Source organism: Photorhabdus laumondii subsp. laumondii, assembly GCF_003343245.1.
Lineage (GTDB): Bacteria > Pseudomonadota > Gammaproteobacteria > Enterobacterales > Enterobacteriaceae > Photorhabdus > Photorhabdus laumondii.
The window spans coordinates 3,678,457-3,694,464 of record NZ_CP024901.1 but is presented as its reverse complement, the minus strand read 5'-3'; the positions used below and the strand labels follow the sequence as shown (position 1 = coordinate 3,694,464).

The following is a 16,008-nucleotide window of genomic DNA, read 5'->3' as shown; positions in this document are numbered from 1 at the left end:
ACAGAGATTTTAAATTAAAGAGATGATTATTAGTCAATGGAAATATTTCAGGGAAATGTTCTAAAGTGAAAATAATAACGTCAATTATGTTTTTCATGATGATAATATGGATATTAATAAAATTAACGCAGGAAACATTGAAAATAAATTTTCTTTACATCTATTATTAAACTGATAATTTATCTTTATAGTTAAGAGGAGTGAATTTTATGACATTGGTGATTCAAGATGAATAGCACTAAAACAGTCAGTATCCAACATGTTATTAATAATCAAAAATTCTCGAAAGTTCAATGGCAAGTATTAATTTTATGTTTCTTAATTGTTGTGATTGATGGTTTTGACACGGTATTAATGGGGTATATTGCACCAGCCGTGGTTAATGATTTTAAAGTAGAAGGTGCTATTCTTGGGCCGGCTATGAGCGCCGCTCTTGTTGGGTTATCATTGGGTTCGATTTTTGCCGGTCCACTTGCGGATCGGTTCGGTCGAAAGTCAGTGTTGACAATATCTGTCACTGTTTTTGGCCTGCTTAGTCTTGCTACCGCTATTGCCGATTCAATACAGACATTAACTATTTTGCGTTTTTTGACTGGGTTAGGTCTTGGTGCGGCAATGTCAAATGCAATAACTTTAATATCTGAATATGCTCCAGAGAATCGGCGATCTTTGTTAATAAATATCGTTTTTTGTGGTTTTCCTCTTGGTGCAGCGGTGGGTGGGATAATTTCTGCATGGATTATTCCACATTTTGGTTGGCAAGGGGTTTTGATTTTAGGGGGTATTCTGCCGTTATTTCTATCGCTATTTCTCTTTTCTCTATTACCTGAATCACTTAGGTATTTGGTTTCGAAAGGGGGGGCAGAAGGTAATATAAGACGAATTTTGTCTAAAATGACCGGTAATACTTTAAATGATATAAATAAGTTTACCTTTGATGGAGAAGAAATTATACATAAGTCGTCAATTAAAACGGTTTTATCTAATCGATTCTTAATTGGGACGGCAATGTTATGGATAACCTATTGCATGGGAGCATTGGTTTTTTATGTTCTGACAAGTTGGATGCCGTTTTTAATGAACGATGTTGGTTTCAGTGTTAGCATGGCGGCAACATTGACAGCATTATTTCCTTTAGGAGGCGTAATAAGCACGGTTTTTTCCGGTTGGTTAATGGATCGAATTAATCCTCATAAAGTAGTTGCAACTAATTATGCCCTGGCTGGTATTTTGGTCTTTTTTATTGGTCAGGAAGAAAATGTATTATTATTGAGTATTCTTATATTTCTTGCCGGGATAACGATGAATGGCGCTCAGGCGTCGATGGGATCAATCTCTGCACAATTTTATCCGACTCATTGTAGGGCTACGGGAGTTGCCTGGATGTTAGGATTTGGAAGATTTGGTGGGATTTTCGGTACTTTATTTGGCGCAGAATTGATCAGGCTTGAATTAAGTTATAGCACTATTTTTGCCATTTTATCCATTCCAGCTATTATAGCCGCTTTATCTTTAACATTTAAGGATGTGAGTTATAGAAGGCATAAATAGATGATTTTATAAGAATAATAGGTGGTTAATATATTCTAAATGATTAATCTTGAATAATTGAAATATGAGGGGATACTTTGCTGTTAATTAATTGGTAAAGAATGTTTGATACTATGTTGGATTGTAAATTTTAATATCTATGTTGTTTTTAAAATAATATCAATCATAAATTTTAAATTAATTTCGCTATTGGTTTTTATGATTTTAATAAATAATTGAATATAGGTATTTAGTTATAAATATATATAGTGAAAAAGTTATATTTTATATTTTAAATTTGAATTAAATATAGTATGTCTTAAAATTAAATTATTTAAATTGGAGGGTGTTTATACCCTATGGATTTTAAGATGCATCGTGACGGCAAGGGAGTGAATCCCTGGGAGCATAGGTAACTATGTGACCGGGGTGAGCGAGTACAGCCAACAAAGAGGCAACTTGAAGGATAACGGGTATAAATAGGATTTCATAATACCGATACAGTTAGTCTATTTGATTGATATCTGAATAGTGCAAATTTGATGCTTGATAGACCGTACTAACTCATAACTCTGCTATGTATGCCCTTGCTACACAAGGAGTTGTACGAAGTGGAGTACTATTTTGGAATAGTTATTTATTTACAACAACTATTCAATGAATGCCATTCATTTAAATGAGTTTTTAACTTGTATTCGCATAATAATAACCACTTTATCAAAATATCGATTACCGCCAGATAATATTTTCAGAATGAAGTCAAATGACTTACCCATCACCAAATTGAAATTATCAATAGCTCATCATCCAATATATAGCTTTTCTGGTCAACCCTCAGCCCATTCCATTTCTGAATGGGATCTGGGTCAACAGCAGGGTATTCGGCAAGCTCTCATCAATAAAATAACCGCCGATCTCATCAATAAAGGGTGTCATGAATTCTGTTCAGATGCCAAAATCAGTAATAAACGGTCACATCAGGCGCATGAACATTGAAGTTTCGAATCATTTGTTTCTGCAAACAACTCACCTAACCGCGTTCCCCATATTCTTAGGGTGTCATTTCGCCCCCTATAAAGTTGCTTCAGTCTGACCGGTTTCAGCTTCGCCGGGCAAACGTAAAAGTAACCATCATCCTGAATAAGAACAAAAATGCCGATCTTAAATATCGGCATTTTGCTGTACAAAGAGAAGATTAATTTAATGCTTTAACGTTTCAATTTTATCCCGGCTCAGTCCGGTACTGGTGACAATAATATCCAAACTCACGCCATGCCGTAATAAGGCACGAGCCGTTTCCAGTTTACCTTCCGCTCGGCCTTCCTCTCGGCCTTGCACAATACCCTGCTCAATACCTTGTTCAATACCTTGTTCAATACCTTGCTTGATACCTCGCTCAAGCCCTTTTTGTTCAAGCTGTTCTGCAATAGTCATCAACATCGTTTCATGCTCCGGAGATTGCTGTTTCAGTCTGACCGGTTTCAGCTTCGCCGGGCAAACGTAAAAGTAACCATCATCCTGAATAAGAACAAAAATGCCGATCTTAAATATCGGCATTTTACTGTAAAAGAGAAGATGAATTTAATGCTTTAACATTTCAATTTTATCCCGGCTCAGCCCGGTACTGGTGACAATAATATCCAAACTCACGCCATGCCGTAATAAGGCACGAGCCGTTTCCAGTTTACCTTCCGCTCGGCCTTCCTCTCGGCCTTGCACAATACCCTGCTCAATACCTTGTTCAATACCTTGTTCAATACCTTGCTCAATACCTTGCTTGATACCTCGCTCAAGCCCTTTTTGTTCAAGCTGTTCTGCAATAGTCATCAACATCGTTTCATGCTCCGGAGATTGTTCAATCAGTTGATGGACAAATTGTGAGAGATCCGGCGTATGTCCATTCAGTAAAATATAGCGTAACACCACATTGCGCTGCTCAGTTGTATTATACCCCGCATTCAAGAGTTCCACCAATTGGAGGAGCCATTCCTGCATATCCCGACAGCGAATATGTTTTTGCACCAGCTCCATCAGGGCAACCCCTTTATGCGTCAGGATCTCTTCATCGCTGAGCACACTGACGTCCACCAACGGAAACGCCTGACGGTATAAGCGAGCCGCCTGTTCGGGGAGCGTGAAACAATCCAGCCACCGGTTTGAGTAAGGATACGGCCGAATCTCACCATGATAAAACAGCAGAGGTGCCACCAACGGGAGTTCAGTATGGCCTTTTTTCAGGTGAGCCGCCATGGCTAACATGGCATAATACATCAGCCGCCAGGCCATTAACGGGTCAGGGGTGGACTGATGTTCAATCAGGCAATAGATATAGCCCTGTCCCCGGGCCGTTTCGACCGAGTACAACACATCACTGTGCAGTTGACGTAAATGCTCATCCACAAAACTGCCGGGCTCCAGTTTCAATGTGGCTAAGTCACACAACGACTGGATTTCTTCGGGCAAATAAAGGGATAGAAACTCTCTGGCCGTTTCAGGCTGCGTTAAAAAATATTTGAATAATCCGTCATGGTGAGGCCGTTTTTCTTTCTTTGCCACAATCTGTTTCTCTGTCTTATTAGTTAGTCATTACCATTTATAGTATTTCTACCAAGTTACAAAAAACATTGTCTCAGATTTCCTCAGGCAAATCTTTACCGAATGCATTAATAGAAGAGCCTAAAGAATCAAATATCAGAAAAGGAAAAACAAGAAAATATTATATTTACAACAATTACTTTATGAAAACCATTCATTTCAATCATTTTTTAACTTGCATTTGCATAATGATAATCCCTTTATCAAAATATCGATTACTTATATTTCCGTTAATCTTGGATTTACATAATAATTGTCATTCTCATTAAGAGAAAAATTTACAATGGATTTTGCTAAAACCCTACGTCTTAAAACACGCTAAAAAAGTATCCTTACAAGTGAAAACAAACCTTGACTTATAATTTTAATTGTATATTTTTAGTTCATAACACTATTTTAAGCTAAATTCCAAACAACAGGTTACTCATTATGGATGCTTTAGATGAATTTTACGAAAGAAACCCTTCCGCCAGAGGATACTTGGATAACAGTACCAAACATACCGTCCAATACTTCATTTTCTGACATCGCTGCCCCCAAAAGCGGTGACGATTTATCAACAAGTTTTTTAAATGTTATGGGATGGTGCTTGGCATTCTGATCCTAAGTTAAAGAGTGATTAAGATTATAAATGGCTTTCCCATAATACCGATACACCTATACCCGTCATCTTTCAAGTTGCTTCTTTGTTGGCTGCACTCACTCACCCCGGTCACATAGTTATCTATGCTCCCGGGGATTCGTTCCCTTGCCGCCGCGATGCATCTTGAAATCAATAGGGTATATACCCGTTATCTTTCAAGTTGCCTCTTTGTTGGCTGCACTCTTTCACCCCGGTCACATAGTTTTCTATGCTCCCGGGGATTTGCTCCCTTGCCGTCGCGATCTATCTTGAAATCCATTGGGTATATGCCTTTTGTTTTCTTTTTGAACAATATTGGTTCTGTAGCCTATCTCATTGATTCTACGGACCGCTTGGATGGAAAGGTTGTATGTCTTGGTACACAAGGGCTGGTTGGAAGTGGAACATAATTATGGAAACTTATTTAATTTGGGCGATAGTCAATATTATTGAGTAATATATAGATTACGTTGTGTATTATTATAAGGCAATGAAAAATTAAGTTATTTTAATTTTAAATTGTTTCTTTGTGGTTATTGATATAATAACGTTTGTATTTTTTTATGTTCTAATTATTACAGGATATATGTAATTAAGTTAAATATAATTTGTATTTGTTCATTTGTGGCATATTCATTAGCGGTATTGTCTTATTGTTGAAAAATAATTTTTTATGAATTATTTTTAGCTTGACGTTATATTTTGATATGATTGAATGTGCAGGATTATTTTATGCCTATTGAATAACTGTCTTTGAAATTAGTATGTCCTTTTATTATTGTAATGAAGACTATTTTATAGGTGATTGTCAAAGTAGTATTTTGATAATTAAATGTAAATTGGTCTATTTTATTTTTAAAATACTTAATTTGTTTTTGAAATCATTTTAATTAGGTATTAATTGAAAACAGATAAAGTTAAAGGTTATTTGGTCATTATGAATAATAAATGCAGTAAATGGTTAAGTTTTTAATTATGAAATTTAGGATCAGTCAACAAAAGTTGCAGTAAATTAATTGAGCTTATCTGAAAAATAGGAATAAAAATGGAATATTTCATTCTGTTATCAGGATAATTGGCATTGAAGATAGGCAGTAAGTAGCCGCTATTAATCGGGCAGTGGCATCCGGTATCTAAGTCTCTTGGATGGATAGCAGATGTGTCTATTTTTATTTTTGGGCAAGAAGTAGGAGAGAAACATTAGTGATGACTGTCGGGAGTGACGGTTCTCAAATTTCTAACAGATTCGTTGAGGTAGTAGTAGATGAAAAATAATATTGCTAAAGTGGGAAGTGCATTTAAAACTCAGACGTCAGAAAATATAACCGATGCAAATGATGTTTCACAACAAACTCGAAATACAAAGAATACCCTTCAAAGACTCACATCCAGTGAATTATTCTGGTATGAGCGTCTTGCTGCTTTTCAACCCCTCCAGTTACCTTTCGAAACCGCCGGAGACCAAACAGAACCTATATGGGCAATGAGCGCTTGGCAGCCCCCTCTGCCAAAAAATGGTGAAGAGGAGCCATTGCGAACGTTGTTGCAGACTTTTGTCATTTACCTTGCGCGTTTGACTCAGCAGACCGTATTCCAAATCGGTTGGAGCGTGGATAAGGTAAAAGATGAATCGGCAAATCTGGCACCGGTGGTGCCTATGGCCGTTGAGGTAGCGTTTGATAAGCCTTGGCGTGAGGTAGCTGGCTGGGTTGATGACGAGTTGTCCCGTTTGGTGCAGTACGGCACATTTAGTTGTGATCTCTTCTCTTGCTCTCCTTCATTGCATGCTATCCCGGCGTTGGCGACAAGTCGGCCGTGGCGAATCGCTGTCTCGTTGATCAAGGGTGATAGGCCACGCGATCAAAAGGTATCCGGCGAATTGTTGACCTTCCAGATAAATGCACAGGGAGGGTTTCGTTGGATCTACGATGAAAACCGCCTGTGCACGGAAGTCGTTTTACGGATGAGCGAGCACTTACAGGTGCTGGCAGCCTCGAAAAGGATGGGGGATGAAATTCCCATTGGGCAGCTTAATTTGTTGCCAGAGGCCGAGCGAACATTGTTACTGGAAACTTGGAACGCGACTGAAACCCCCTATCCTGATCCGTTATGTATTCATCAGCTATTTGAGCAACAGGTAGAGCAAACTCCGGAGGCCACGGCGTTAGAGTATCAAGGGCAGCGCCTCAGTTATGCCGAGTTAAATGCTGACGCTAACCGGCTGGCGCACCAGTTGATTGCACTGGGTGTCGTACCGGACCAGCGGGTAGCGATTTGTGTGGCACGCTCCCCGGCGATGGTGGTGGCGCTGCTGGCGGTGCTGAAAGCGGGTGGGGCTTATGTGCCGCTGGATTCAACCTACCCGGCGGAACGTCTGGCGTATATCCTAAATGATACTGTCCCGTCAGTGGTATTGGCTGATGCGACCGGGCGGGCCGCGTTGGGTGATGTCGCGCTAGCCGGGTTGACCGTGCTTGACCCGAATATCCTACCTGATCAACCGGACAGCAATCCCTTAGTGACGGCATTGACACCACAGCATCTGGCCTATGTGATTTACACCTCCGGTTCAACCGGGCAGCCGAAAGGGGTGATGATAGAACATCAGGCGATTTATCAACGTCATCTGGGCTTTAACGACACTTATGCCGTCACTGAGCAAGATCGGGTGTTGCAATTTGCCGCTTTTGCGTTTGATGTTTCAGTCGAGGAATTTTTCTCGGTATTGTGTAACGGGGCCACACTGGTTATCCGGGATGATAGCTGGCTAGCTTCGGTACGGGAATTTATTGCTTTAACCCGGCAACATCGTATCACGATCGTTTCTCTGCCGACCTTATTCTGGTCTGAACTGGCGGCCAGAGATCCCGAGCTACCGCTGCCGGATTGCCTCCGACTCGTCATGATTGGTGGTGAGGCGGTAAAAAAGAACGCCGTTCAGGACTGGTTTATGCAGGAAGGCTACCGGCCCCGGTTGTTGAATGGTTATGGCCCGACGGAAAATACCGTGACAGTGACTTATAAGGAGATATTATCCCCGGAAGATGCCCGTTCTATCGGCCGGCCGGTTAAAAATTCCCGCATCTATCTGTTGGACAGAGAGGGGCAACCGGTTCCATTGGGTGGCATTGGCGAAATGTACATTGGTGGCGTGGGTGTGGCGCGGGGTTATCTGAACCGACCTGCATTGAGCGCGGAACGTTTTTTACCGGACCCCTTTAGTCTGGAACCCGATGCGCGGATGTATCGCTCCGGGGATTTGGCCCGTTTTCTGCCGGACGGTGAGCTGGAATTCCTGGGCCGTAACGATGAGCAAGTTAAGATCCGTGGCTTCCGGGTTGAGTTGGGGGAAATTGAAACCCGTTTGGTGGAACACCCGGCGGTACACGAGGCGGCGGTGCTGGTACTGGATGACGGGCAGCACAAACGGCTGGTCGCCTATGTGGCGGCACAAGCGCACGAGAGATTGGCCGCTGATTTGCGTGAATATTTGAGTGCGATTTTACCTGACTATATGATCCCGGTCGCTTTTGTGTGTCTGGATACCTTCCCGCAGATGCCGAGCGGTAAGCTAGATCGCCGGGCATTACCGGCACTGCGGGAAGAAGATTTTGCCCATCAGATTTATGAAGCACCGCAAGGGGAGGCTGAGATCGCTCTGGCGGCTATCTGGCGTGAATTATTGGGCATTGAGCAGATAAGCCGGCATGACAGTTTCTTTGCATTGGGCGGCCATTCGTTGCTTGCGGTACGTATGATTGAACGCCTGCGTCACTTGGGGTTGACATTAACAGCGCGTGATCTATTCCAGTCGCCGGTGCTGTCAGCGCTGGCTCAAGCATTGGGACAGCACCAAGCTGTGATAATACCGCCTAACATGATCACTCCCACCACCACGGCGTTAACGCCGGAGATGTTGCCGCTGATTGATCTGACTCAGACTGATATTGATCGCATCGTGGAGCGGGTGCCGGGTGGGATGAGCAATATTCAGGATATCTATGCGTTGTCGCCGTTGCAGGACGGTATTCTGTTCCACCACCTGTTGGAACAGGAAGGCGACCCGTATCTGTTACACTATCCGGTGGTCTTTGCTAACCGATCTTTGCTGGACCGTTATCTGGCGGCGGTGCAACAGGCGATTGATCGCCATGACACCTTACGGACGGCTTTTATTTGGCAAGGATTATCAGCTCCGGCACAAGTGGTCTTGCGCCGGGCACAGTTGCCCGTGACGGAACTGACGCTAGACCCGGCTGACGGCCCAGTCATTGACCAGTTAACCCGGCGTTTTGATCCGAGTCAGTATCGTCTTGATCTGGGGCAGGTTCCGTTATTGCATTTTGTTGTCGCTCAGGAAACGGACGGTCGTTGGTTTTTACTGGAAGTGCAGCATCACCTGATTGGCGACCATGAAACAATGGAAGTGATGCATCGTGAAGTGCGGGCCTATTTTGCCGGGCAGGAAGAGCACCTGCCTACGCCAGCCCCTTTCCGCAATCTAGTGGCTCAGTCCCGGCTGGGGGTGAGTCAGGAAGCACATACCCGCTTCTTTACCGACATGTTGGCGGAGGTGGATGAGCCAACGTTGCCATTCGGGCTGGCGGAGGTGCATCGTGACGGATCTCGCATGACGGAATCCCACCGGATGTTGACCACCACGTTAAATGATCGCCTGCGCAGTCAGGCCCGGCGTTTGGGTGTCAGTTTGGCAGCGTTGTGTCATCTGGCTTGGGCGCAGGTGCTGTCGCATACCAGCGGGCAAGAGAAAGTGGTGTTTGGCACCGTCCTGTTTGGGCGTATGGCGGCGGGGGAAGGGGCAGACAATGGCATGGGGTTGTTTATGAATACCTTGCCGTTGCGACTGGATATTGACGAGACCCCGGTAGAGGATAGCGTACGGGCGGTACATCTGCGATTGGCTGAATTGCTGGAGCATGAGCATGCTTCACTGGCGTTGGCCCAGCGGTGCAGTGGGATACAGGGTGAAACCCCACTCTTTAGCGCCCTGTTCAACTATCGCCACAATGAGCAACCGGCGGCGTTGGATGAGACGATGGCCGGGATTGAATTCTTGGGTGAACAGGAACGGACTAACTATCCATTTGGGTTGTCAGTGGAGGATGGGGGGGCTTCGTTGGGGCTGACCGCTCAGGTGGTACAACCGTTTGAACCCGATCGGCTATGCGGTTATATGCAACAGGCGCTGGAAAGTCTGGTGGAAGCGCTTGAACAGACCCCGGAGACGCCAGTACGTGTGCTGAACGTCCTGCCTGAAACGGAGCGCACACTGTTACTGGAAACCTTAAATGCCACGGAAACCCCCTATCCTGACCCATTATGTATTCACCAACTGTTTGAACAACAGGTAGAGAAAACCCCGGAAGCGACTGCGTTAGTCTATGAAGGGCAAACGCTCAGTTATGCCGAATTAAATGCGCGTGCCAACCGCTTTGCCCACCAACTGATGGCATTGGGCGTCACACCGGATCAGCAGGTGGCGATTTGCATGGCACGTTCACCGGCGGTAGTGGTGGCTTTGTTGGCGGTGCTGAAAGCTGGCGGGGCTTATGTGCCGCTGGATCCGACTTATCCGGGAGAACGTCTGGCGTATATCCTGAATGATACCGCTCCGTCAGTGGTATTGGTTGATGAAGCTGGTCGGGCGGCGCTGGGTGAACAGGCACTGGCTGGGCTGACGGTACTTGACTCGAATATCCTACCAGACCAGCCGGACAGTAACCCGCAGGTAGCCGAACTGACACCACAACATCTGGCTTATGTTATCTATACCTCCGGTTCAACCGGGCAGCCGAAAGGGGTGATGATAGAACATCAGGCGCTGTATCAACGTCATCTGGGTTTTAATGAGACCTATGCAGTCACCGCGCAAGACCGGCTGTTACAATTTGCCTCTTTTGCGTTTGATGTTTCAGTCGAGGAATGTTGTTTGTCATTGTGTAATGGTGCCACGTTAGTGATGCGTGATGAGCGTTGGTTAACCTCTATGCAGGAATTTATTGCCTTAGCCGGGCAAAACCGTATCACAGTGATGTCTCTGCCGGCGTTATTTTGGTCCGAACTGGTTGCCAGAGACAATGGATTACCGTTACCAGATTGCCTCAGACTCATCATCATTGGGGGTGAGGCAGTGAAAAAGAGCGCTGTTCAGGATTGGTTTACGCGGGAGCTCCACCGACCTCGACTGCTGAACGCTTATGGCCCGACGGAAAATACCGTGACGGCGACTTGTAAGGAGATATTATTCCTGACAGATGATCGTTCTATCGGGCGGCCGGTTAAAAATACCTGTATTTACCTGCTGGACAAATACGGTCAACCCGTTCCATTAGGCTGCGTTGGTGAAATGTATATTGGCGGCGTGGGTGTGGCACGGAATTATCTTAACCAGCCGGAATTGAGTGCTGAACGTTTTATAGCCGATCCCTTTAGTCCGATAGCCGGTGCGCGCATGTATCGCACGGGAGATTTGGCCCGCTACTTGCCGGATGGTGAGCTGGAATTCTTGGGCCGTAACGACGAACAGGTAAAAATTCGAGGCTTCCGGATCGAACTGGGGGAGATTGAAACTCGGTTGATGGAACACCCTGCGGTACAAGAGGCGGCGGTGCTGGCATTGGATGACGGGCAGCACAAACGGCTGGTCGCCTATGTGGCAGCGCAAGCGCATGAGAGATTGGCTGCTGATTTACGTGAATACTTGAGTACGATTTTACCTGACTATATGGTACCGGTTGCCTTTGTACGTCTGGATACCTTCCCGCAGACCCCGAACGGCAAGCTAGATCGCCGGGCATTACCAGCACCGCGGGAGGAAGATTTTGCCCGTCAAGTCTATGAAGCGCCGCAAGGGGAAGCTGAGATAGCTTTAGCGGCCATCTGGAGTGAGTTATTGGGTATTGAGCAGATTAGCCGGCATGACAGCTTCTTTGTGTTGGGCGGCCATTCACTGCTCGCGGTACGCATGATTGAACGCTTGCGTCGCTTGGGGTTAACACTGGCGGCGCGAGATCTGTTCCAATTTCCGGTGCTGTCAGACTTGGCTCAAACAGTGGGACAGCATCAGGTTGTAGTGGTGCCGCCTAACGTCATCACGTCAGCCACTACGGCGCTGACGCCGGAAATGTTGCCGCTGATTGATCTGACTCAGACTGATATTGATCGCATTGTCGGGCAGGTGCCGGGTGGAGTCGCTAATATTCAGGATATCTATGCCTTGTCTCCGTTGCAGGACGGTATCCTGTTCCATCACCTGTTGGAACAAGAAGGCGATCCGTATCTGTTGCTCTATCCGGTGATCTTTGAGAATCGCTCTTTATTGGACCGTTATCTGGCGGCGGTGCAACAGGCGATTGATCGCCATGACATCTTACGTACGGCTTTTATCTGGGAAGGATTATCCGTTCCGGCGCAGGTGGTCTGGCGTCAGGCGCGGTTGCCTGTGACGGAATTGACGCTAGACCCGACGGACGGTCCAGTCATTGACCAGTTAACTCGGCGTTTTGATCCGGGGCATTATCGTCTTAATTTAAGTCAGGCACCGCTACTGCATTTTGTCATCACTCAGGAAACCGATGGACGCTGGTTCTTACTGGAATTGCAGCATCACTTGATTGGTGACCATGAAACGCTGGAAGTGATGCACCGTGAAGTGCAGGCCTATTTTACCGGGCAGGGGGATAGCCTGCCGGCACCGGTGCCTTTCCGCAATCTGGTGGCTCAGACCCGGTTGAAGGGGGATCAGGCGGCACATACCCGTTTCTTTACCGACATGTTGGCGGCGGTGGATGAGCCAACATTCCCATTCGGACTGACGGAGGTGCATCGTGACGGCTCTCAAATGAGGGAGTTTCACCGGATGTTGGCACCTGAGCTGAATGATCGGCTGCGTAGTCAGGCTCGGCATTTGGGTGTCAGTTTGGCGGCGTTGTGTCATCTGGCTTGGGCACAAGTGTTGTCGCATACCAGTGGTCAGGAGAAAGTGGTGTTTGGCACCGTCCTATTTGGGCGCATGGAAGCGGGAGAAGGGGCGGACAATGGTATGGGGTTGTTTATGAATACCTTGCCGTTGCGACTGGATATCGATGAGACCCCGGTAGAGGATAGCGTGCGTGCGGTACATCTGCGACTGGCCGGGTTGCTGGAGCATGAGCATGCCTCACTGGCGCTGGCCCAGCGGTGCAGTGGTATTGCCAGCGGTACGCCACTCTTTAGCGCTCTGTTCAACTATCGACACAATGCTTTATCGGCCACATCGGATGACGTCATCAGTGGTATTGAATTTCTGGATGGACAGGAACGAACGAACTACCCATTTGGGCTGTCGATAGAGGATGGGGGTTCCACGTTGGGGCTGACCGCTCTGGTGGTGCAGCCGTTTGAGCCAGAGAGACTATGCGATTATATGCAGCAGGCGCTGGAAAGTCTGGTGGAAGCGCTTGAACAGGCCCCGGAGACGCCGGTACGTATGCTGAACGTCCTGCCTGAAACGGAACGGACATTGCTACTGGAAACCTTTAATGCTACTGAGACCCCGTATCCTGATCCATTATGTATTCACCAACTGTTTGAGCAGCAGGTAAAGAAAACCCCGGAAGCGACCGCATTAGTCTATGAAGAGCAGACTCTCAGTTATGCCGAATTAAATGCTCGCGCCAACCGCCTTGCCCATCAATTGATCGCATTGGGCGTCATACCGGATCAGCGGGTGGCGATTTGCATGGCACGCTCACCGGCGATAGTGGTGGCTTTGTTGGCGGTGCTAAAAGCCGGTGGCGCTTATGTGCCGCTGGATCCGACTTATCCGGGAGAACGTTTGGCGTATATTCTGGATGATACGGCTCCGTCAGTGGTATTGGTTGATGAAGCTGGCCGGGCGGCGCTTGGCGAAGAAGCGCTCACCGGATTGACCGTACTTACGCTGAATACCCTGCCAGATCAACCGGACAGCAATCCTTTGGTGGCTGCATTGACACCACAGCATCTGGCCTATGTGATTTACACTTCCGGTTCAACCGGGCAGCCGAAAGGGGTGATGATAGAACATCAGGCGCTGTATCAACGTCATCTGGGTTTTAATGAGACCTATGCGGTGACTGCGCAAGACCGGCTGTTACAATTTGCCTCTTTTGCGTTTGATGTTTCAGTAGAAGAGTGCTGCTTGTCATTGTGTAATGGTGCCACATTGGTCATGCGTGATGATCGCTGGCTGACTTCTATGCAGGAATTTATTGCCTTAGCTTGGCAGAACCGTATCACAGTGATGTCTCTGCCGGCGTTATTTTGGTCTGAACTGATTGCCAGAGACAATACATTACCGCTGCCGGATTGCCTCAGGTTCATCATTATTGGGGGTGAAGCGGTTAAAAAGAGCGCTATTCAGGATTGGTTTGCGCGGGAAACCCACCGACCTAGACTGTTGAACGCCTATGGTCCGACGGAAAATACCGTGACGGCGACCTGTCAGGAGATATTATCCCCGGCTGATGATAGTTCTATCGGCCAGCCGCTTAAAAATACCTGCGTCTACCTACTGAACAGAGACGGTCAACCTGTCCCATTAGGCTGTGTTGGCGAAATGTATATTGGTGGCGTCGGGGTTGCTCGGGGCTATCTTAACCAGCCGGAATTGAGCGCGGAACGTTTTATAGCCGATCCCTTTAGTCCGGTATCCGGTGCGCGGATGTATCGCACCGGGGATTTGGCCCGTTACTTGCCAGATGGCAATCTGGAATTCCTGGGGCGTAACGACGAACAGGTTAAAATTCGGGGCTTCCGGATTGAACTGGGGGAGATTGAAATCCGATTGTTGGAACACCCGGTGGTACAAGAGGCGGCGGTGTTGGTGTGGGAGGATGGACGGGACAAGCATTTGGTCGCCTATGTGGTAGCGGAAGCGAACGAAGGTCTGACGGCCAGTTTGCGTGCACATCTGAGTGCTATTTTGCCGGATTATATGGTGCCGTCAGCTTTTGTGCGTCTGGATACCTTCCCGCAAACCCCGAACGGCAAGCTAGATCGCCGGGCATTAGCCGCGCCGAGGGAGGAAGATTTTTCTCGTCAGGTCTATGAAGCGCCGCAAGGCGAGACAGAAACCACATTGGCGGCGATTTGGTGTGAGCTATTGGGTGTTGAGCAGGTCAGTCGCCATGACAACTTCTTCGTATTAGGCGGCCATTCACTGCTCGCTATGCGAATGACGAATATTGCCGCGGGTCGAGGGATGGTTTGTACATTGAATACCTTGTTCCAATTCCCGGTGCTGGCTGAACTGGCCGCAAAAATTACCTCGGATTTACTGTCTCAACCGCAAAACAGCGCCATATCGGTACGATCTGATGGAACAGAGCTGCCGCTGTTCTTTGTTCCCAGTGGCATGGGTGATTACTCCTATGCTTTCGGGCTGGCTCAGCATATTGCGTCGGGCTACCCGATTTATGCGCTGCCTTGGCCGTCCATCAATGAAGAACCGATGTCAACGATGGAAGAGCAGGCTGCCAGAATGATCACTTTGATGAAAGCCGTTCAACCGGCAGGCCCATATCGGATAAGTGGTTACTCTTCTGGTGGAATATTGGCTTACGCTATTGCTCAACAGCTTTTGGGGGCTGGCGAACAGGTTAATTTCCTGGGGTTGATTGACACGCTCGCTCCTCATTGTTTTGATGGACAGAGCTTTGGTCAGCAGATAGCGCAACCCAAACATCAATTTTTTGCTGAACTGGTCAGGCAATTAGGGGAAGAACATTCTGAAGAGATTGCGGCATTGTATCAACGAATCGATGAATTGAATTTAGTGCAATTTATTGCCGCGGCGCAGGAGCTGGCGTTATATCCCGTCAATCTGAGTGCTGACTTAATGGCAAAGCGTTGGGAACAGATAGAGCATTATGATCAAATCGTCAGAGATTATGAGCCACCAGCCTTAGCGGTAACGTTGCATCAGTTTTATGCGATAGAACCTTACCCGCCTATTTCTTTTGTGGCGGATGAAGGGTCGGAGCCTTTAAATATCGATCCATCCTTAGGTTGGGAGCAAATAATAGCTGATACTTCGCTTAAACTCATTGCTATTCCGGGAGACCACTTTAGTTTATTGGAAGATAATGAGAATAAAATTGCTTTATCTCAGGCTTTAAATATGGCGCTGGCAATCAGTGATGAAGGGGAGGTGGTGTAATATTGATATATACCCTATGGATTTCAAGATGCATCGCGGCGGCAAAGGAGCGAATCCCCGG

Annotated in this window: 5 protein-coding genes and 1 pseudogene; 3 read left to right on the top strand and 3 right to left on the bottom strand. The window is 46.7% G+C overall.

Features of this window, described 5'->3' with window-relative positions; translation table 11 throughout:
* Window positions 1-228: 228 nt before the first annotated feature.
* Together PluTT01m_RS16180 and PluTT01m_RS16175 are read left to right on the top strand one after the other, a co-directional pair.
* A complete protein-coding gene (locus PluTT01m_RS16180) occupies window positions 229-1,551 on the top strand; it encodes an MFS transporter (protein ID WP_011147346.1) in 1,323 nt (440 codons plus the stop codon).
* Window positions 1,552-2,283: 732 nt separating this feature from the next.
* A complete protein-coding gene (locus PluTT01m_RS16175; protein ID WP_125026243.1) occupies window positions 2,284-2,526 on the top strand; it encodes a hypothetical protein in 243 nt (80 codons plus the stop codon).
* A 204-nt stretch (window positions 2,527-2,730) separates the two neighbouring features.
* On the opposite strand, the pseudogene PluTT01m_RS16170 reads toward PluTT01m_RS16175, so the two are convergent.
* The 3 genes and pseudogenes from PluTT01m_RS16170 to PluTT01m_RS27640 form a co-directional block, all read right to left on the bottom strand.
* Window positions 2,731-3,003, bottom strand: a pseudogene (locus tag PluTT01m_RS16170) (ISNCY family transposase); the annotation flags it as partial.
* 108 nt (window positions 3,004-3,111) lie between these two features.
* Window positions 3,112-4,086, bottom strand: a complete 975-nt coding sequence (locus PluTT01m_RS16165) for an Rpn family recombination-promoting nuclease/putative transposase (protein ID WP_011147344.1) — start codon at window positions 4,084-4,086, stop codon at window positions 3,112-3,114.
* A gap of 477 nt (window positions 4,087-4,563) precedes the next feature.
* On the bottom strand, window positions 4,564-4,665 hold the full coding sequence (locus PluTT01m_RS27640; RefSeq protein ID WP_232507870.1) for a hypothetical protein: 102 nt from the start codon (window positions 4,663-4,665) through the stop codon (window positions 4,564-4,566).
* A 1,346-nt stretch (window positions 4,666-6,011) separates the two neighbouring features.
* Here PluTT01m_RS27640 and PluTT01m_RS16150 point away from each other — a divergent pair.
* Window positions 6,012-15,947, top strand: coding sequence for a non-ribosomal peptide synthetase (locus PluTT01m_RS16150; protein ID WP_011147343.1), 9,936 nt, complete (start codon window positions 6,012-6,014; stop codon window positions 15,945-15,947).
* Window positions 15,948-16,008 lie beyond the last annotated feature (61 nt).